The 17,383-nt window shown below is 74.3% G+C and carries 17 protein-coding genes; 4 read left to right on the forward strand and 13 right to left on the reverse strand.

Features of this window, described 5'->3' with window-relative positions:
• Positions 1-70: 70 nt before the first annotated feature.
• Both ACQRWP_RS11240 and ACQRWP_RS11245 read right to left on the reverse strand, forming a co-directional pair.
• Complete coding sequence (locus tag ACQRWP_RS11240; RefSeq protein ID WP_430502174.1) at positions 71-613, reverse strand: GNAT family N-acetyltransferase; 543 nt, start codon at positions 611-613, stop codon at positions 71-73.
• Between the two features lie 32 nt (positions 614-645).
• Positions 646-1,128 (reverse strand): DUF1992 domain-containing protein, encoded by a 483-nt coding sequence (locus ACQRWP_RS11245; protein ID WP_430502175.1) that lies wholly within the window; start codon positions 1,126-1,128, stop codon positions 646-648.
• Positions 1,129-1,359: 231 nt separating this feature from the next.
• Here ACQRWP_RS11245 and ACQRWP_RS11250 point away from each other — a divergent pair, with 231 nt between their 5' ends.
• Complete coding sequence (locus ACQRWP_RS11250) at positions 1,360-2,010, forward strand: LysE family translocator (RefSeq protein WP_430502176.1); 651 nt, start codon at positions 1,360-1,362, stop codon at positions 2,008-2,010.
• A 9-nt stretch (positions 2,011-2,019) separates the two neighbouring features.
• Here ACQRWP_RS11250 and ACQRWP_RS11255 read toward each other — a convergent pair whose 3' ends face one another.
• From ACQRWP_RS11255 to ACQRWP_RS11265, 3 genes are read right to left on the reverse strand one after another with little or no spacing between them, the layout of a single operon-like run.
• A complete protein-coding gene (locus ACQRWP_RS11255) occupies positions 2,020-2,844 on the reverse strand; it encodes an SDR family NAD(P)-dependent oxidoreductase (RefSeq protein WP_430502177.1) in 825 nt (274 codons plus the stop codon).
• Positions 2,841-4,181: a flavin-containing monooxygenase gene (locus ACQRWP_RS11260; RefSeq protein WP_430502178.1), complete on the reverse strand. Its 1,341-nt coding sequence runs from the start codon at positions 4,179-4,181 to the stop codon at positions 2,841-2,843. Before ACQRWP_RS11260 ends, ACQRWP_RS11255 begins: the two co-directional genes overlap by 4 nt.
• Before the next feature lie 55 nt (positions 4,182-4,236).
• Positions 4,237-4,884 (reverse strand): TetR/AcrR family transcriptional regulator, encoded by a 648-nt coding sequence (locus ACQRWP_RS11265; protein ID WP_258395666.1) that lies wholly within the window; start codon positions 4,882-4,884, stop codon positions 4,237-4,239.
• 57 nt (positions 4,885-4,941) lie between these two features.
• Between ACQRWP_RS11265 and ACQRWP_RS11270 the strand changes: the two genes are divergently transcribed.
• From ACQRWP_RS11270 to ACQRWP_RS11280, 3 genes are all read left to right on the forward strand, one after another.
• Positions 4,942-6,300 (forward strand): MFS transporter, encoded by a 1,359-nt coding sequence (locus ACQRWP_RS11270; RefSeq protein ID WP_430502179.1) that lies wholly within the window; start codon positions 4,942-4,944, stop codon positions 6,298-6,300.
• A gap of 26 nt (positions 6,301-6,326) precedes the next feature.
• The gene (locus tag ACQRWP_RS11275) at positions 6,327-7,481 is read left to right on the forward strand and encodes a hypothetical protein (RefSeq protein WP_430502180.1); all 1,155 of its coding nucleotides are present in this window, start codon (positions 6,327-6,329) and stop codon (positions 7,479-7,481) included.
• A gap of 231 nt (positions 7,482-7,712) precedes the next feature.
• Positions 7,713-8,054, forward strand: coding sequence for an RNA polymerase-binding protein RbpA (locus ACQRWP_RS11280; protein ID WP_091398247.1), 342 nt, complete (start codon positions 7,713-7,715; stop codon positions 8,052-8,054).
• Positions 8,055-8,138: 84 nt separating this feature from the next.
• Here ACQRWP_RS11280 and ACQRWP_RS11285 read toward each other — a convergent pair whose 3' ends face one another.
• The 8 genes from ACQRWP_RS11285 to ACQRWP_RS11320 form a co-directional block, all read right to left on the reverse strand.
• On the reverse strand, positions 8,139-8,669 hold the full coding sequence (locus tag ACQRWP_RS11285; RefSeq protein ID WP_430502181.1) for an FxsA family protein: 531 nt from the start codon (positions 8,667-8,669) through the stop codon (positions 8,139-8,141).
• A gap of 91 nt (positions 8,670-8,760) precedes the next feature.
• Positions 8,761-9,570 carry a polyprenol monophosphomannose synthase gene (locus tag ACQRWP_RS11290; RefSeq protein WP_354942705.1) on the reverse strand — a complete coding sequence of 270 codons (810 nt, stop codon included), beginning with the start codon at positions 9,568-9,570 and terminating at the stop codon, positions 8,761-8,763.
• Between the two features lie 34 nt (positions 9,571-9,604).
• Positions 9,605-11,254 (reverse strand): apolipoprotein N-acyltransferase, encoded by a 1,650-nt coding sequence (gene lnt / locus ACQRWP_RS11295; RefSeq protein ID WP_430503184.1) that lies wholly within the window; start codon positions 11,252-11,254, stop codon positions 9,605-9,607.
• A gap of 522 nt (positions 11,255-11,776) precedes the next feature.
• The gene (locus ACQRWP_RS11300; protein WP_430502182.1) at positions 11,777-13,114 is read right to left on the reverse strand and encodes a glutamate mutase L; all 1,338 of its coding nucleotides are present in this window, start codon (positions 13,112-13,114) and stop codon (positions 11,777-11,779) included.
• Positions 13,111-13,503, reverse strand: a complete 393-nt coding sequence (locus ACQRWP_RS11305) for a hotdog domain-containing protein (protein ID WP_430502183.1) — start codon at positions 13,501-13,503, stop codon at positions 13,111-13,113. The genes ACQRWP_RS11300 and ACQRWP_RS11305 overlap by 4 nt, the downstream gene beginning before the upstream one ends.
• On the reverse strand, positions 13,500-14,264 hold the full coding sequence (locus ACQRWP_RS11310) for an OAM dimerization domain-containing protein (RefSeq protein WP_425698350.1): 765 nt from the start codon (positions 14,262-14,264) through the stop codon (positions 13,500-13,502). Before ACQRWP_RS11310 ends, ACQRWP_RS11305 begins: the two co-directional genes overlap by 4 nt.
• Positions 14,261-15,820, reverse strand: a complete 1,560-nt coding sequence (locus ACQRWP_RS11315; protein ID WP_430502184.1) for a lysine 5,6-aminomutase subunit alpha — start codon at positions 15,818-15,820, stop codon at positions 14,261-14,263. Before ACQRWP_RS11315 ends, ACQRWP_RS11310 begins: the two co-directional genes overlap by 4 nt.
• Positions 15,817-17,382 (reverse strand): amidohydrolase, encoded by a 1,566-nt coding sequence (locus tag ACQRWP_RS11320; RefSeq protein ID WP_430502185.1) that lies wholly within the window; start codon positions 17,380-17,382, stop codon positions 15,817-15,819. Before ACQRWP_RS11320 ends, ACQRWP_RS11315 begins: the two co-directional genes overlap by 4 nt.
• Position 17,383 lies beyond the last annotated feature (1 nt).

A 17,383-nucleotide genomic window follows, 5' to 3' on the forward strand; every position in this document is an offset into this window, starting at 1 on the left:
TTCGGACCTGTTCGGATCCGTTCGCACCAGGTTCGGACGGCCGGCGGGAGGTGTCGAGCGTGCTGCCCGGCTAGCCGGCGTCGAGCGTGTGGCGGTGACCGTCGAGCGGGAAGGGCGGCCGGGCCGGCAGGGTCTCCTGGAACACGAAGCCGCATTTCTGCGCCACCCGGCAGGACGCCTCGTTGTCCACCTGGTGCAGCAGGTCGAGACGCGCCACCTCGGGGAACCGGTCGAACGCCCAGCGGCTCAGCGCGATGACCGCGCGCGGGGCGACGCCGCGACCGCGTGCCCACGACGCCGTCCAGTAGCCCACCTCCGGGGCTGGGCGCTCCGGCGTGACCCCCTTGAGCACCACGTTGCCCACCAGCCGAGTCCCGTCGGCCTGCTCTTCGAGGACGGCGAAGGTGTACCGCCGGCCGTCGGCCCAGTCGCGCAGTGCGCCTTCCAACCACCGTCGGGCCTCGGCGGCGGTGGTCACCGGAGCTCTGGTCCAGCGGCGCAGGACCGGATCCCGGTACGCCTGCACCAGCTCATCCAGGTCGTCGGCGCACCAGGGGCGCAGGGCGACACCCGGCGTCGAGGTCGTACCGGGCGTCCGCGATTCGATCAGCATCGGCACAGTCTGCCGTGGCCGTGGCCCGGGGGTCAGCCCCGACGGCGCCACCGCCACCAGCTGCGGCGGGGCCGACGCGGCGGCGTCGGAACGGCCGCCGCTTCGGTGACGGTCGTGGTGACCTCGGGCCGGGCCCGCTCGGCGCGCCAACGGCGGACCACGTCATCGGCGTTCACCGGACGCACCACCACCCGGGGGCCGTCGGGGTTGCGCATCCACGCCACGATCTGCGCGTTCAACTGCGCCACGAAGTCGCGGACGGACTGTTCGGTGGGCAGACCCCGGACCTCGTCAGGGACCTGCTCGACACGTCGGCGCAGTTGCAGCGACGTGGGCAGGAGCAGGTCACTGGGGAGCGCCTCGCGTTCCAGGAAGCTCTTGATCCACCACGACTCGTCGTACGGCGCCCCACGGCCGGGGATCGGCTTGCCCATGCCGGGCAGGTCATCGAACTCGCCGCGCTGCACGGCTCCCCGGATCTGCGACTCCACGGCCGCTTCCCACGCCTCGCTCACCCTGCGGCACCTCCCCTGGCCACCGTAACGCGCCGCGTCCGCCCGGCGACGCGCACTTGCCAGGGGTCAGCGCGCCCGCGACGGTGAGCATTCCCGCCGCGGTGCCGCCGGGTGGCACCGAACGCGAGTGGATCATCCGGGATCGCAGGCCACGGCTCGTCAGGTGGCCCTGGGTCAGGACGTTCATCCCGATTACGGTCGGCGTGGGATCCATCGGACGGGGGAAACGTCGTGGTGAGTACGGGTGCACTGCTGGGCATCGCGTTGGTGGCGTTGGGGCTGGTGCTCACGCCCGGCCCGAACATGGTCTACCTGGTGTCCCGCTCGGTGGCGCAGGGCCGCCGGGCCGGGTTGATCTCACTGATCGGGGTGGCCGCCGGCTTCGGCGTCTACCTGGCGGCGGCGGTCGCCGGCCTGGCCACCGTCTTCGTCCTGGTGCCGACGCTGTACGCGGTGGTGAAGCTGGCCGGTGCCGGCTACCTGCTCTGGCTGGCCTGGCGGACGCTGCGTCCGGGTGGGCACTCGCCGTTCCGGCCCGCGCCGCTGCCGCCGGACCCGCCGCGGCGGCTGTTCACCATGGGCCTGGTCACCAACCTGCTGAACCCGAAGATCGCGATCCTCTACGTGTCGCTGCTACCGCAGTTCATCGATCCGACGCGGGGGCACCTGGCCACGCAGAGCCTGCTGCTCGGTCTGACCCAGATCGCCGTGGCGCTGAGCGTGAACGCGCTGATCGTGCTCAGCGCCGGCGCCCTCGCGGGGTTCTTCGCCCGCCGGCCGGTGTGGCTGCGGGTGCAGCGGTGGGTGACCGGCACCGCGCTCGCGGCGCTGGCCGTGCGCATCGCCGCCGACCGCTCGCGCGCGGCCGTCGCCACGCCCTGACCCGGGCGGTCAGCGTCCCCGGTGGCGGTCGAGCATCCCGGCGGCCAGCGGCGCGGCGTCCAGGTCACCGGCGGCGAGCCGGGCGGCGAGGGTACGGCGTACCAGCCGGTCGGCCAGCGCGGGCGCGTGCCGACCGACGGCCATCTCCAACCAGCCGCGTGCCGTGGTGGCCACGTCACGGGGCGCCCGCCGGGCCGCGGCGGTCCGCAGGATCGCCGCGACCACCCCTTCGACGGGCTCGGGGCGGGACACCCCCCGCAGGGACAGCCCGGCCTCGGCGGTGCTGTCGTGGATCGGTGAGGCGACCATGCTCGGGTAGACGACGCTCACCCCGACGTGCGTGCCCACCTCGTGGCGCAGCGCGTCGGCGTAGGCAACCAGGGCCCGTTTGCTCACCCCGTACGCGGCGGCGAGCGGGAGGGGCAGCACCGCCATCCGGCTGGCCACGAAGACCACCCGTCCGCGTGCGGTGAGCAGCGGGGGCAGCGCGGCGGCGGTGGTACGCCAAGCGGCGAGCAGGTTGACCTCCAGCTGCCGGCGGACCACCTCGTCGGGCGGCAACTCGGCCGGCGCGGGACCACCGACGCCGGCGTTGTTGATCAGCAGGTCGAGCCCGCCGAGCCGGTCGACGGCGGCCCGCACCGCCGCCGGCACGGCGTCCGGGTCGGTCAGGTCGCAGCCCAGCACCGGCACGTCCTCGTCGGGACGGGCGTGCAGGTCGAGCCCCACCACCCGGGCGCCGGCCGCGCCCAGCGCGGCGCCGAGGTGGCGGCCGAAGGTCCCGCTCGCCCCGGTGACCAGCACCCGCCGACCGGCGAGGGATCGACCGCTCACCGAGGTGCCCCCACCGAGGACGCCGTGCCGGAGCGGGCGCGGCGGGTCCCGGCGGTCAACTCCCGGGCCAGTTCGGCCAGGTAGACGTCGAAGTCCACCCGCATCGCCGGGCGGCGCTGACCCCAGCGGGCCGTCGCGGCCCGCAGTTCGGCCCGGCAGACGGCGCGCTGCCGGTCCGGCTCCGGCAGCGCGTACCGGCCGGCGAGGTGCGCCGCGATCAGCTTGGCCTGGGCCTCGACCAGGGGGAACGCGGAACCGGTGGACTGCATCAACCCGACGAAGCTCAGCCCGGGGGCGTCGGGGTGGAACACGTGCCGGTACAACGGCAGGGTGTCGGCGCCTCCGGCGAGCAGCGCCGAATCGAGGAACGGAACGTCCACCCGGTAGCCGGTGCACCAGATGATCAGATCGACGCTGTCGCTGCGGCCGTCGGTGAACTCCACCCGGTCACCGTCGAGGGCCGCGACGCCGGGTCGGGCCTCGACGTCACCGTGGGTCAGCCGCGACAGCAACCCGTCGGAGAGCGTCGGATGGTCCTGGAGGAAACCGTGCGTCGGTGCGGGCAGCCCGTAGCGGGCGGGATTGCCGACGGTGGCGCTGAGCATCGTCTGGCTGATGCGTTGGCGCAGACGCCACGGCAGGCGGCGTGCCAACGCCCCGTTGAGAGTGTCCGAGGGGCGCCCCAGCAGGTACTTCGGCACCACCCAGACGCCCCGGCGCAGCGACAACAGGGTGCGGGTGGCGGCGTACGACGCGTCGACGGCGATGTCCATCGCGGAGTTGCCGCCGCCCACGACCAGGACCCGCCTGCCGGCCAACTGCTCCGGGCCCCGGTAGTCGTGGCTGTGGATCTGCTCGGCGGTGCAGGCACCGGGGTAGCCGGGGTCGGGCAACCGGGGCACCCGGTTGTGGCCGTTGGCGACGACCACGGCGTCGACGGTGACCTCGACCGGGCCGGTCGGGCCGCTGGCGGCCACCGTCCAGGTGCCGTTGGGGTGCCGGGTGACCCGCTCGACGGTGTGGCGCAGCCGGATGGTGTCGGCCAGCCCGAAGCGCTCGGCGTAGTCGGCGAGGTACCCGGCGACACGACGGTGGTCGGGGTAGTCGGGCCAGTCGCTCGGCATCGGGTGGTCGTCGAACTGGGTGCGACCACGGCTGGTGTTGAGGTGCAGCGTGCGGTAAGCGGGCGAGTCGGGTGCCCCGTACACCCAGAGGCCACCGACCTGCTCGGCGGCCTCGAAGCCCACAGTTGGCACGTCGGCGTCGCGTAGTGCCTTGACCGCGGCGAGCCCGGCGGCGCCGGCCCCGATCACCGCCACCCGAGGTGGTACGCCCATTGCCGCCCCCATTAATCCAACGTCCGATGGATAATCGTCGCGCGGCGGCGGCCCGTCAAGGGGTCGGTGATCCGTACAGCCCGTCGAGCAGGCGATGCACGAACGCCCGGAACTCGCGCCGCTCCCGGGCGCCGGGCGCGCCAGCGGCCAGCGCCACCACGTGCCCGTGCGTCGCCCACACCAGACTCCGCACGGTGATGTGTGGGGTCGGCTCGGCGAGGGCGCCGGTCGCCGCGGCGGCGGTGAGCAGCTCCGCGACCAGCCGGTACAACGGGTCGGCGTAGCGCTGGTCCAACTCGGCGTGCCGCTGCGGCTCCAACCAGCGGCGCAGCCACAGCGCGGTGGTCTCGGGGCGATCCTCCAGGAAGTCGACGAAGACGTCGACCAGCTCGTGCAGGGCCCGTCGCGCCGCGTCCGGACCCGCGTCGAGAGCGGCGCGGGCCTGCTCGGCGGCCTCGGTCAGCACGTCCCGTTCGGCGGCGAACACCCGGGCGAAGCACGCGTCGTAGAGCGCTGCCTTCGTACCCGTGTGGTGCGCGACCGTGGCGACGTCGACCCCGGCGGCGGCGGCGACCTCCCGCAGCCCGACGGCGTCGAAGCCCCGCTCGGCGAAGAGCGCGGTCGCCGCGGTGAGCACCACCTCGCGGGTCGGCCGGGTCTCGTCGCGGCGGGGCCGACCCGGGCGGCGGCGGGGCATGGTCATGGCCGCCATTCTGCCCCTAGAATCCAGCAACCGTTGGATTGCGGAGAGGATGCGGCGATGACCGGGCTGGACCGGCGGCCCGCGGCCGCCACCGACGCGACGCTGCCGCGCGGGCCGCTGGCGGGCTTCGCGGCCGGCTCGCTCGGCATGGGTGTCTGGGTGACCGTGCCCGGCCTGCTGCTGCTCTACTTCCTCACCGACGTGCTGGCCGTCGGGCCGTGGCTGGCCGGCCTGGCGCTACTGCTGCCGAAGATCGCCGACGTGCTGCTGCACCCCTGGGTGGGGCACCGCGCCGACGTCGAGCAGACCCGACGCGGCGACCGTCGCCGCCTGCTGCTGCTCGGCTGCGCCCTGCCGGTCGCGTTCGCCGCGCTCTTCGCGGTGCCCGGCGGCCTGACCGGCGCGCCGGCGGCGGCGTGGGTGGCGGTGTTCTTCATCGCCGGCAACCTACTCTTCGCCGCCTACCAGGTCCCCTACCTGTCCACCCCGGCCGACCTGCGCATCGGCTACCACGAACGCACCCGGCTGATGGCGTTCCGGATGGTGGTGCTGACCCTGGGCATCCTGGTCTCCGGGCTGCTTGCCCCGCTGCTCACCGGCGGCGACGCCGCGACGCGGGGCGGCTACCAGCGGATGGGCGTGGTCCTGGCCGTGGGGATGCTGGTGGCCATGCTGGTCGGTGTCGCCGGCATCGCCCGGCTGCGCGGGTCCGCGCCGGCCAGCACCGCGTCCGGGCACGGTGGGTGGCGGGCGTTGCGCACGGCGCTGCGCGACAGGCAGTTCCGGTGGCTGGTCGCCGCGTACCTGGCGATGTCCACCACCACCCACCTGGTGCTCGCCGGGGTGCCCTACTACGCCGAGTACGAGCTGCGCGCCCCCGGTCTGACCACGGTGCTGGTGGCCGCGTTCGTGGCGCCGGCGCTGCTGGTCACCCCGGCCTGGCTGGTGGTGGCCCGCCGCGTTGGCAAGCAGCGGGCGCTGCTCGGCGCGCAGGGCGCGTTCGCGGTCGGCTCCCTGGTGTTGGCGGTGGGCCGACCGGCCGGCCTGCCGGTGCTGGTCGCCGCGGTGGCGGTGCTCGGGGTGGCGTTCGCCGGCATGCAACTGCTGCCGTTCTCGATGCTGCCCGACGTGATCCGCGCGGCCAGCGAGGCCGGCAGCACGGGGGCCGGCACCTACACCGGGGTGTGGACGGCCACCGAGGCCACCGGCGCGGCCCTGGGCCCGTACGCGTACGCGCTGTGCCTGACCGTGGGCGGTTTCGTGGCCTCGACGGCCGGTGAGTCGCCGGTGCAGCCGGACGCCGCGCTCGCGGCGGTCCGCTACGGTTTCGGGTTGCTGCCGGCGGTGGCGATGCTCGCGGCGCTGCTGCTGCAACGCCGCTACACCCTGGACGCGACGGCCCGGGCGACGAGCTGACCGGCCGGCACTAGACTTCGCCCTCGATGGACGCCCAGCCCAGCACCACCGAGACCCGCCCCTGCGCCCACTGTGGAGCGCCGGTACCGCAACGGGTCGGCGCGGGCCGACCGTTTCGCTACTGCCGCGACAACGACGGCGCCTGCCAGCGCGCCTCCCGCAACAGCCGGATGCGGCACCGCAACGCCCCCGGTCTGCCCGGGCAGGTGGCCCGCACCTGGGAGGCGGTGGACCGCCTCGACCAGATCGTCGAGACCTTGACCGAGTCGCTGCACGCCGAGTTGTCCCCGGTGGGTGTGCAGCGGCAGCTCGCGCAGGTCCGCGCGGAGGCCGCCACCGAGATCGCGGCGGCGCAGACCGAACGCGACGAGGCCCGCGACGACGCCGAGACCGCGGCGGCAGACGCGGCGCGCGCCCGCGAGCAGGCCCGCGACGCCCGCGCCGAGGCCGATGACGCCCGCCAGCGCGCCGAGCTGGCGCAGCGGCAGGCCACCGCCGCCGACGAGCGGGCACAGCACGCCGAGGCCGCCCGCGACCGGGCGCGCCACGATGCCAGCGCCGCCGAGGCGCTGCGCGCCCAGGCCGAGCGCGACCGCGACCAGGCCCGCACCGAGGCCCGGGACCTGCGCACGGAGCGCGACGCCGAACGGCAGCGAGTGGCCGACCTGAGCGTGGAACGCGACGCGCTGCGCGCCGAGGCCGAACGGGCCAGCCGGGCCGCCGCCGAGGCGACCGAGCGGGCCGGGCGGTGGCAGGCCGAGGTGCAGGACGTCCGGCGCCAGATCGAGCAGTCCCGCGCCGACGCGGCGCGGACCCGCGCCGAGGCCGCCGACGCCGCCCGGGCGCGCGAGCAGGCCGACCGGGCCCGCGACCGCGCCGAGGTCGCCGCCCGGCAGGCCGACGACGCCCGGCAGGAGGCCGCGGAGCTGGCCGCGCGGCTGCGCGCGGAGGTCGCGGCCCTGGCGGCCCAGCGCGACACGCTGACCGCCGAGCTGACCGTGGCCCGGCAGGCCGCGGCGACCGCCGAGGGTCACCGCACCGCCCTGACGGTACGACTCGACGCCGCCGAGACCGACCGGGACCTGGCCCAGCGGCGGGTGGCGCAGCTCGGCGACCAGGTCAGTGACCTGGCGTTGGCGCTGGCCCGCCTCGGCGCCGCCACTCCCGGCGACGTCACCTGATGATCGTGGCGCAACCTTCGGTAGGCTCGGGCGGTTAACCACCCCGGTGGCGGCGGACACACACCGTTGTCCCGACCCGCCTGGGGATCACCTCACCGGGTGACTGTCCCGGCCGGTTACCCTTGGTCCCGGCCCACCCGTCGACGCCTCACGCCCTCGGGCGGGAATGGCTCGACGGGGACGCACCGTTACACCCAGAAGACCAGCACCACGAACGAGGGGAAGTCGATCATGGGCGAGCGTATGCTGCGCGGAAGCCGCCTTGGCGCGGTGAGCTATGAATCCGACCGCAACACGGAGCTCGCGCCGCGTCAGACCCGCGAGTACCTCTGCGCCAAGGGCCACCAGTTCGAGGTGCCGTTCGCCGTCGACGCCGAGGTCCCGACGACCTGGGAATGCAAGTTCGACGGCAGCGTCGCCCGACTCGTCGACGGCAACGAGCCGGAGCAGAAGAAGGCCAAGCCGCCGCGTACCCACTGGGACATGCTTCTGGAGCGGCGCTCCATCGCCGAGCTGGAGGACATCCTGGAGGAGCGCCTGCAGGAGGTTCGGACCCGCCGCGGCCGCGCCTGAGCCGCACGACGCACGATGACGGCGCCCCCGGGGAAAACCCCGGGGGCGCCGTTGTGTCTGTCTGTGTCCGGTGGTGGCCTGGTCTCAGTGCCGGCCGGGTTCGACGATCTCGCCCTCGATGGCCCGACCGCCGTCGACCACCACCGGCTGTTCCGGCTGGGGAGTCGGTTGCGGGGTCGGTTGCGGCGCACCCTGGCGCACCCGCACCGTGCGGGGCCCGAACAGGTCACCGGCGACCATCGACGACACCCGCCGCTCGGTGGCGCGGCGCACCCCGGCGCGGGCCAGCCGACGCACCGGCGGCACCAGCAGCAGCAACCCGACCAGCCCGCTGACCAGGCCGGGCACCGCCAGCAACAGCGCACCGGCCAACCCGACGAGCCCGTCGGTCACCTGGCCACCCGGGGGCTGCCCGGCCGCCGCCGAGGCGCGGAAACCACGCCAGGCGCGCATCCCCTCGCGGCGCAGCAGCACCAACCCCAGCAGGGACGCGGCGAACACCAGCAACACCGCCGCGCCGAACCCCAGCGCCCGTCCCACGCCGACGAACACCGCCAGCTCCAGCACCACCGCCAGCAACAGGGCCAACGGTACGAACCTCAGTCCTCGGCGCATCTCACCTCATCGCCATTCCTGCGGACACCACGGACGTGTTCCGCTCATCCAGCATGACACGGCCGCGCTCACGGCCACCGTGCCTGACCGCTCACGGCCACCGTGCCTGACCGGTGGCGGTGCCGTGCAGACCCCGGCGTACCGCCTGGCGCCGGTCACGCACCCCCCAGGCGGTGATCCGCCACAGCGCCTCGGCCACGATCTTCGGGCTCATCTTGCTGTCGCCGCGTTCCCGCTCGGCGAAGGTGATCGGCACCTCCACGATCCGCACCCCGGCCCGGTGCGCCAGCCGCGACAGCTCCACCTGGAACGAGTAGCCCTGCGAGGTCACCGAATCCAGGTCGATGGCGTCCAACGCGCTGATCCGGTACACCCGGTAACCGCCGGTGGCGTCCGAGACGGGCATGCCCAGCGCCAGGCGCGCGTACAGGTTGCCGCCGCGCGACAGCAACAGCCGCCGCAGCGGCCAGTTGAGCACCCGCGCGCCGCTGGTCCACCGGGAGCCGATCACCACGTCGGCGTCGCGGGCGGCGTCCAGCAGCGCCGGCAGGTCCTCCGGGGCGTGCGAGCCGTCGGCGTCCATCTCCACGACCGCCTGGTATCCACGCTCGCGCGCCCACCCGAACCCGGCCAGGTACGCCGCACCGAGGCCCTGCTTGCCCTGGCGGTGCAGCACCTGCACGTGCGCGTCGCCGTCGGCGAGGGCGTCGGCGATCGCGCCGGTGCCGTCGGGGCTGTTGTCGTCGGCGATGAGGATCTGCACCGCCGGGGCGGCGCGCCGGACCCGGCCCACGATCACGGCGATGTTGTCGGCCTCGTTGTAGGTGGGGATCACCACCAGCACCCGGCCCACCCCGGGCACCTCGTCCGCGCGTCGGATCGTATCGGTCGCCTGGATCACGGTTCCTCCGCTCCCGCCGGCGTACCGGCTGTTGCTATCCGGGCCTGACCCGCTGCCGCCGGCGCAGCACCGCCGCGCCGACCAGGGCCGCCGCGGCCAGCGCGGCGAGCGCCACCTCGGGCCACCAGCCGAGGCGGGTGGCGAGGGTGCGTCCGTCGTCGAGCCGCAACTGCCGCACCACGACCTCCCGGGTGTTGAACCCGGTGGCATCGCTTACCCGCCCGTCGGGTGCGACGAACCCGGACACTCCGACCGTGGAGGCCATCAACGCCGGCCGCCCGTGCTCCACCGCCCGCAGCCGCACCATGGCCATCTGCTGGCGGGCCTCGGCCACGTTGAAGGTGGCGTTGTTGGTCTGCACCACCAGCAGTTGCGCGCCGCCGGTGACGGTGTCGCGGACCACCTCGTCGTAGGCGACCTCGAAGCAGATCACGTCACCGAGCACGGCGGGGCCGGTGCGTACCACGCCCGGGGTGCTTCCGGGCACGAAGTCGTTGCGGATCAGGTCGACCTGCTTGCTGACCATCCGGGCCACGTCGCGCAGCGGCACGTACTCGGCGAACGGCACCGGGTGGCGTTTCGTGTACAGCTGGTCGAGGTCCGCGCCGGCGCCGGGGCGCCACAGGATGCCCGCGTTGCGGACCTGCCCGGCGCCGGGGCCCAGCAGCACCGCGCCGACCAGGATGGGCGCGCCGATGGTGTCGGCGGCCTGGGAGATCCGGGCGCCGGCGGTGGGGTTGCGCAGCGGGTCGATGTCGCTGGAGTTCTCCGGCCACACCACCAGGTCGGGTCGCCGCTGTTGCCCGGCGGTGACCCGCCCGGCCAGCTCGATGGTGGCGTCGACGTGGTTGTTGAGCACCGCCTGCCGTTGGGCGTTGAAGTCCAGGCCCAGCCGCGGCACGTTGCCCTGCACGATCGCCACGGTGACGGTGGCGCCGGACCCGGCGGTGGCGACCGGCACCAGCAGACCCCCGGCGGTCAGCGCGACGGCCACGACGGCCGGTACGACCACCGGCGTCCACCGTCGTGCCGCCGTCGCCCCGGCGGGTGTCGGGCCGTCCAGCGGGCCGTCAGCGCCCGGCACGGCGTCACTGGGCGGGGGTGCGTGGCGCTGGGCGGTGACCCAGCCCCGCCAGACGGCGGTGACCAGCAACCCGCCGATGAGGGCCACGGCGAAGGTGACCAGCGGGGCGCCGCCCAGCGCGGCCAGGCGCAGCAGCGGCGAGGTGTCCTGGCTGAACGCCAACCGCCCCCACGGGAACCCACCGAACGGGGTGCGGTCGCGCAGCGCCTCCTGCCCGACCCAGAGCAGCCCGGTCAGCGCCGGCCACGCCCAGCGGGCGCGGTCGACCAGCGGCGACACCCAGGCGGTGGCCGCGCCCAGCAGCGCCAGGTACCCGGCCTGCAGCAGCGACAGCAGCACCCACGGCAGGTAGCCGGTGTGCAGGTTCGTCCAGGCCAGCAGCGGGGCGAAGAACGCCACCCCGGTCAGGAAGCCCAGGCCGGCGCCGGCGCGCAACCGCCGCCGGTGCGCTGCGGCGGCCAGCAACGCCACCCCGATCGGCGCGAGCGGCCACACCCCGTACGGGGGGAACGCCACCAGCAGGGCCAGCCCGGCGGCCACGGCCAGGGGCACGGCGACCCGCAGCGGCAGCGGCCGACCGGGAACGACTGGTCGGGGCAGCGCCGCCGGGGTGTGCGTCTCATCCCGGTCCAGGGTCGTCACCGCTTCACCTCGATCACGGGGCGAAGGTTACCTGGCTGGCGGGTGCACCGGCCGCGTCGGGCCGTCGGGGCACGAACCACCCGGTGGACATGAAATCGGGGCGCGGCTCGCGCCGCGCCCCGATGCTCCCAGGCCCTTCCCGGCCGGTGTGGCGAGGATGGGGCACGACGACCTTCGGACCGACCGGACGTGGACTGGCTGCCCCCGCCGGGCCGTTGTCTACTGGCCGTGCACCTCACCCTGCCCGTACACCGGTAACCGCGGCCGGTTCGCGCCGCCCCGCCGACCCCCGCCCGCTGGACCTGGCCGCCGCGACGATGACGCTCAAACATGTCGCTCGGCCAGCGGACGAAGGGACGAAGCGAACAACAGCCGCTTCCCGTGGTAGGACTCAAAGACGGTACGTGCCGACCCCCGTCGGTTGTCAACCCACGGCCGGCCTGTCGTGTGTTGCGACACGGCGTGTCGGGTCGGCGAGTCTCAATGCGTACGCAGATGGTGACGCAGCAGCGCCTGCGCGGCCGCCCGGTGCTCCTCGGCGAGCAGCCCTCCAGCGGCCAACACGTAGTCGGCGTCGACCACCGCGGCGGCGGCACGCGGCAGCGCCCACCCACCGGCGTGGTCGGCCAGGACCGCCGTCAGCACCTGCCCGGCCATGCCGGTCGGCGCGTGCCGCAGCACCCCACCGGAGCCCACCAGCAGCCGCACGTCGCGCAGGTCCCGCCCGGAGCGCTCACCGGTGGCGGCGCCCCGGGCGTGCCGGCGCAGCGCCACCGTCGCGGCGAGGGTGGCGATGCGCCGGTCCACGGCCCGCTCGACGTCGTCGACGGCCAGGAACGCCGGGTCGGCCGCCCGGCGAGCCGCGGCGGCGGCCAGGTCGTCGGCCTCGCCGGCGGCGAGCAGCCGCTCCTCGGCGGCGGCCCGCACGACCCCGGGGGCGCTCCACCGCATGCCCAGATCGCCCTCCACGGTGCGGGCCCGCCACAGACTGCCGGCGACCTCCCGGCCCGGCCCGGTGGCCCGCTCGTCCGGCGTGAGCACCGAGTACACGTCGGTGGTGGCCCCACCCACGTCGACCACGGCGAGGTCCCCACCGAGGGTGTCGGCGAGCACCTCCACACCGGTGAGCACCGCGTCGGGGGTGGCCGCCCGCACCAGCCGCGCGAACCGGGCACCCCTCGACAGTCGTTTACCACCGATGACGTGGCGCAGGAACACCGCGCGGATCGCCGCCCGTGCCGGCGCCGGGGCGAGCACCCCGATGCGCGGCAGGACGTTGTCGGCGTCGGTGACCGGCACCCCGGCATCACGCAGCAGCCCGGTCACCTGCGCGCGCACGTCGGCGTTGCCCGCGTACACCACGGGTCGGCGCCACCGGGCCCGGGCCAGGCGGGTCGCGTTGTGGGTGATCGTGTCGGCGTCGCCGCCGTCGGTGCCGCCCACGAGCAGCACCACGTCCGGGCGGGCCGCCCGCAACGCCGTCAGGTCGGCGGCACCGAGCCGACCGGCCGCGACGTGCACCACGTGCGCGCCGGCGGACAACCCGACCCGCCGACCGGCCTGCGCGGTGACCAGCGGCTCGTAGCCGACCACGGCCAAGCGCAGCCCCCCTCCGGCCGACGAGCACACGTACCAGGGCACGTCGCGGACCCCGAGCCCGGTGGTGGCCGCCGCGACCGCGGCGTCCAGGCCGTGCAGCACGTCGGTGCCCACCGTGGTGGGCGCGGCCGCCGCGCCGGCGAGGACACCGGCGGCCAGGTCCACCACCGCCACCTTCGTGTACGTGGAACCGACGTCGGCGCAGACCGCCAGCGTCACGACGCGGCGGGGACGACCACGGTGCCGGTCGCGGTGACCACCACGATCGGCGGGTCGAGGACCTCCGCGGCGGACGCGGAGCGGTCCGGGCGGCCCCGGCACACCACCGCGCAGCTCAGCTCCAGGGTGCGGCTGCGGGTGCCCACCCGCGACACCCGCGCGGTGACCTCGACCACGTCCCCGGCGTGGATGGGCGCGTGGAACCGCACGTCGGCGTACCCGGCGAACAGGCCCTCGTCGCCGTCGGTGCGGATGCACACCTCCGTGGCGACGTCGCCGAACAACCCGAGCGCGTACGCCCCGTCGACGAGGTTGCCGGCGTAGTGGGCGTGCGAGTACGGCACATAGCGCCGGTGCGTCACCGTCAACCCGAGCCGTGCGTCGGTCATGCCATCGCCTTCCGTTGCGTGATCAGGGCGTGCACGAGGTAGCTGGCCACCTCGCCGGGCGTGGTGCCCCGACCGAAGATCCGGTCCACGCCCAGCTCGTCGGTCATCGTCTCGTCGAAGCGGGGACCACCGACGATCAGCAGCGGACGCCGCCCCGCCGGCATCGCCTCCCGGAACGCGGCGGACATCTCCCGGGTGTTGTGCAGGTGCGCGTCGCGTTGGGTGACCACCTGCGACACGAGCACCGCGTCGGCCTTCTCCGCCCGGGCGGTCTCCACCAGCTCCGGCACACTGACCTGCGCGCCCATGTTGGTGACCTTCAACTCCCGGTAGTACTCCAGGCCCTTCTCCCCCGCGATGCCCTTGACGTTGAGGATCGCGTCGATGCCCACGGTGTGCGCGTCGGTGCCGATGCACGCCCCGACCACTGACAGCTTGCGCCGCAACCGCTGCTTGATCACCGTGTTGACGTCCTTCGCCGACAGCAGCGCGAAGTCACGTTCCACCACCTGCACGGCGTTGAGGTCGACCAGGTGGTTGACCCGCCCGTAGACGACGAAGAACGTGAACCCGTCGCCCATCGGCTTGGCGTGCACCACCATCGCCGGGTCGATGCCCATCTTGTTGGCCAACTGCACCGCGGCGCCCTCGGCGCGCTTGTCGTGGGTCACCGGCAGGGTGAACGACACCTGCACCATGCCGTCACCGGTGGTGTCCCCGTACGGGCGCACGATCTGCTTGCCGGTCTGCACCACGCTCATGCGGCGGCCTCCAGGATGTCGGTGGCCGGGTTGCAGTAGTCGGCCTCGTGCGCGGCGACCCCGTCGAGGCCCTTGCCGCGGTCCGCGGGCCGCTTCATGATCCCGAAGGTGCCCTCGGCGATCGCCGTGAGCAGCGTCTGCTCCCCGATGCGTTCCAGCAGGTCCAGTGCCTCACCGAGGACCTGGTTGGCGCGGCGGCGGATGAACCCGCCCGGCGCGGGCACGAAGTCCTCGTGCAGCCCACCGGCCGCGCCGAGGACGTAGCGCACGTTCTGCAGGGCGATGTCCCGGTCGGACAACCACGGCGTCACCACCGCCTCGGTCATCATCCCCACCAGCAGGATGCCCTGACCGGTCAGCGCGCCCGCCAGGTTGAAGAACCCGTCGAGCAGGTTGCCCCGGAACACGTCACCGGTCATGTGCTTCGTCGGCGGCATCCACTTCAACGGCGCGGCGGGGAACAGCTCCCGGGCCAGCAACGCGTGCGCCAACTCCAACCGGAACGACTCAGGCACCTCCGGGTTGATCTCGAACGCGTGCCCCAACCCCAACTGCCAGTCCGCCAACCCCGCCTCGTGCGCGAAGAACTCGTTGAGCAGCTGCGACACCGTCACCGTGTGCGCCTCGTCGACCGCGTCGGCGGTGGTCAGGTAGTTGTCCTCACCGGTGTTGATGATGATCCCGGCGCGGGCGTGCACCTGCCGGGAGAACCGCTGGTCGACGAACGTGCGCACCGGGTTGATGTCGCGGAACAGGATCCCGTACATCGAGTCGTTCAACATCATGTCGAGGCGTTCCAACCCGGCCAGGGCCGCCATCTCCGGCATGCACAGCCCGGACGCGTAGTTGGTCAACCGCACGTAGCGGCCCACCTCCTTCGACGACTCGTCCAACGCCGCGCGCATCAACCGGAAGTTCTCCTGGGTGGCGTACGTGCCGGCGAAGCCCTCCCGGGTCGCGCCCTCGGGCACGTAGTCCAGCAACGACTGCCCGGTGGAGCGGATCACCGCGATCACGTCCGCGCCCGCCCGCGCCGCCGCCTGCGCCTGCGGAATGTCCTCGTAGATGTCGCCGGTGGCGACGATCAGGTAGATCCACGGCCGCTGCGCCGGGTCGCCGTGGCGCTTCACCAGACGGTCCCGCTCGGCGCGCCGCCGGTCGATGCGCCGAATGCCCGCGCCAACGGCCTTGCGCGCCGCCGACCGGGCGGCCGTCGCCGCCCGCCCGGTGGGCTGGACGAACCGCACCGACCCGGCGGCGGCCTTCTGCGCCAGCAACGTCACGTCGGTGCTGCCCTCACGGACCAGGGCGTCGAACACCGGCACCGCCACCCCGTGACCCAACCCCACGTCCGCGGCGACCGCGTCGACGAGCCGGTTCACCCACGGAATGCCGTCCGGGTCGGCGCCGGTCACCCCGGCCAACCGCAGGACCGCCCGCTCCACCGACACCGTGGTGTGGCTGCGCGCCAGGTCCACCACCGGCTGCCCGGCCCGACGCGCCAACTCCCGCGCCCGCGCCACCAGCACCGGATCAAGATCAAGCTTCCCGGTCATGATGACCCTTCCTCGTAGATGACCTCACCGCGCAGCACCAGGCGCCGGCACACCGGCAGCGGCGTCGGGTCGTCCGGACCCCGCGCCTCCGGATCCTCGGCCTGCAACACCGGCAGGCCCCGCTCCACGCCCGCCGGCGTCGACCACACCGCGAACGTCGCCGGCGCACCCAACGCCAGAACCCCCTCGACGTCCAGGTGCACCGCCCGCCACCCGCCCCGGGTGTGCGCCGCGAACGCCGAGCGCACACTCATCCGCTGCGCCGGGTTGTGGTGCGCCACCGCCGCCCGCACCGACCCCCACGGGTCCAGCGGCGTCACCGGCGAATCCGACCCGAACGCCAACGCCACCCCCACCGAGTGCATCGCACCCATCGGGTTCGACTCCAACGACCGGTCCAACCCCAACCGCGTCTCGTACATCCGGCCCGCGCCACCCCACAACCGGTCGAACGCCGGCTGCATGCTCGCCACCACCCCGTACTCCACGAACCGCGCGATCAACGCCTTGCTCATGATCTCCGCGTGTTCGATGCGGTGCCGGGCCGCCCGCAACCGCTCCACCCCCACCGTCCGCGCCGCCGCCGCGAACCCGTCGAGGACGGTGCCGATCGCCGCGTCACCGATGGCGTGGAACCCGCCCTGCATGCCGTGCGCCGCGCAGTCCAACAGGTGATCGCGGACCTGCTCGACCGACAGGTACCCGTGCCCGCAGCCGTCACCGTCGCCGTACGGCTGCGACACGTGCGCCGTGCGCGACCCCAACGCCCCGTCGGCGAACAGATCCCCACCGGCGCCGACAGCGCCCAACTCCCGGGCCCGCGCCGCGCCACCCAGCTCACCCCAGTACCCGTACACCTCCGGCAACCCCGCGCCGGAGATGCCCAGCAGACCGGTGAAGTCCTCCTCGTCGGAGATCTGCGGGCCACCGCACTCGTGCACCGCCGCGATCCCCAACGACGCCGCGTGGGCGAGGGCCACCCGCTGCGCCGCGACCCGCTGCGCCCGACTCACCGACGCCTGCGCGGCCGCCCGCACCACGTGGTGCGCGTCGCGCCGCAACCAGCCCGACGCGTCGTACCCGGCCGCCTGCACCGCCTGCGGACAGGCCGCCAGCAACGCCGCCGACACCAACGCCGAGTGGATCGACGCCTGCGACAGGTACACCCGCCGCCCACCGGCCGCCCGGTCCAGCGCCGCCGCGTCCGGCAACGCCGGATCCGACCAACCCGACTCGTCCCAGCCGTGCCCCAGCACGACCGCGTCCGCCGGCAGACCCGCCGCGAACCCCGCCACCGCGTCGAGCAGCTGCCCCGCCGAGCGCACCCCGGACAGCTCCAGCCCGGACAACGCCAACCCGGTGTCGGTGGCGTGCACGTGCGCGTCGACGAACGCCGGCGTCACCAACGCCCCGCCCAGGTCCACCACCCGGTCGGCCGGCGGCGCGTCACCGTCGGTCCCCAACCAGGAAATCCGCCCACCGGACACCAGCAGCGCGGTGGCGCTCGGGTCGGCGGGGCAGTGCAGCACGCCGCCGCGGTACAACGTCGAGGGGTTCGTCATG

Source organism: Micromonospora trifolii (assembly GCF_050516465.1).
GTDB lineage: Bacteria > Actinomycetota > Actinomycetes > Mycobacteriales > Micromonosporaceae > Micromonospora > Micromonospora trifolii.

Excerpts from the sequence above, each read along its gene's own strand:
- ACQRWP_RS11240 (WP_430502174.1), bottom strand. The coding sequence starts at position 613 with ATGCTGATCGAATCGCGGACGCCCGGTACGACCTCGACGCCGGGTGTC.
- ACQRWP_RS11260 (WP_430502178.1), bottom strand. The coding sequence starts at position 4,181 with ATGGGCGTACCACCTCGGGTGGCGGTGATCGGGGCCGGCGCCGCCGGG.
- ACQRWP_RS11265 (WP_258395666.1), bottom strand. The coding sequence starts at position 4,884 with ATGACCATGCCCCGCCGCCGCCCGGGTCGGCCCCGCCGCGACGAGACC.
- ACQRWP_RS11270 (WP_430502179.1), top strand. The coding sequence starts at position 4,942 with ATGACCGGGCTGGACCGGCGGCCCGCGGCCGCCACCGACGCGACGCTG.
- ACQRWP_RS11275 (WP_430502180.1), top strand. The coding sequence starts at position 6,327 with ATGGACGCCCAGCCCAGCACCACCGAGACCCGCCCCTGCGCCCACTGT.
- ACQRWP_RS11280 (WP_091398247.1), top strand. The coding sequence starts at position 7,713 with ATGGGCGAGCGTATGCTGCGCGGAAGCCGCCTTGGCGCGGTGAGCTAT.
- ACQRWP_RS11285 (WP_430502181.1), bottom strand. The coding sequence starts at position 8,669 with ATGCGCCGAGGACTGAGGTTCGTACCGTTGGCCCTGTTGCTGGCGGTG.
- ACQRWP_RS11305 (WP_430502183.1), bottom strand. The coding sequence starts at position 13,503 with ATGACCGACGCACGGCTCGGGTTGACGGTGACGCACCGGCGCTATGTG.
- ACQRWP_RS11310 (WP_425698350.1), bottom strand. The coding sequence starts at position 14,264 with ATGAGCGTGGTGCAGACCGGCAAGCAGATCGTGCGCCCGTACGGGGAC.
- ACQRWP_RS11315 (WP_430502184.1), bottom strand. The coding sequence starts at position 15,820 with ATGACCGGGAAGCTTGATCTTGATCCGGTGCTGGTGGCGCGGGCGCGG.
- ACQRWP_RS11320 (WP_430502185.1), bottom strand. The coding sequence starts at position 17,382 with ATGACGAACCCCTCGACGTTGTACCGCGGCGGCGTGCTGCACTGCCCC.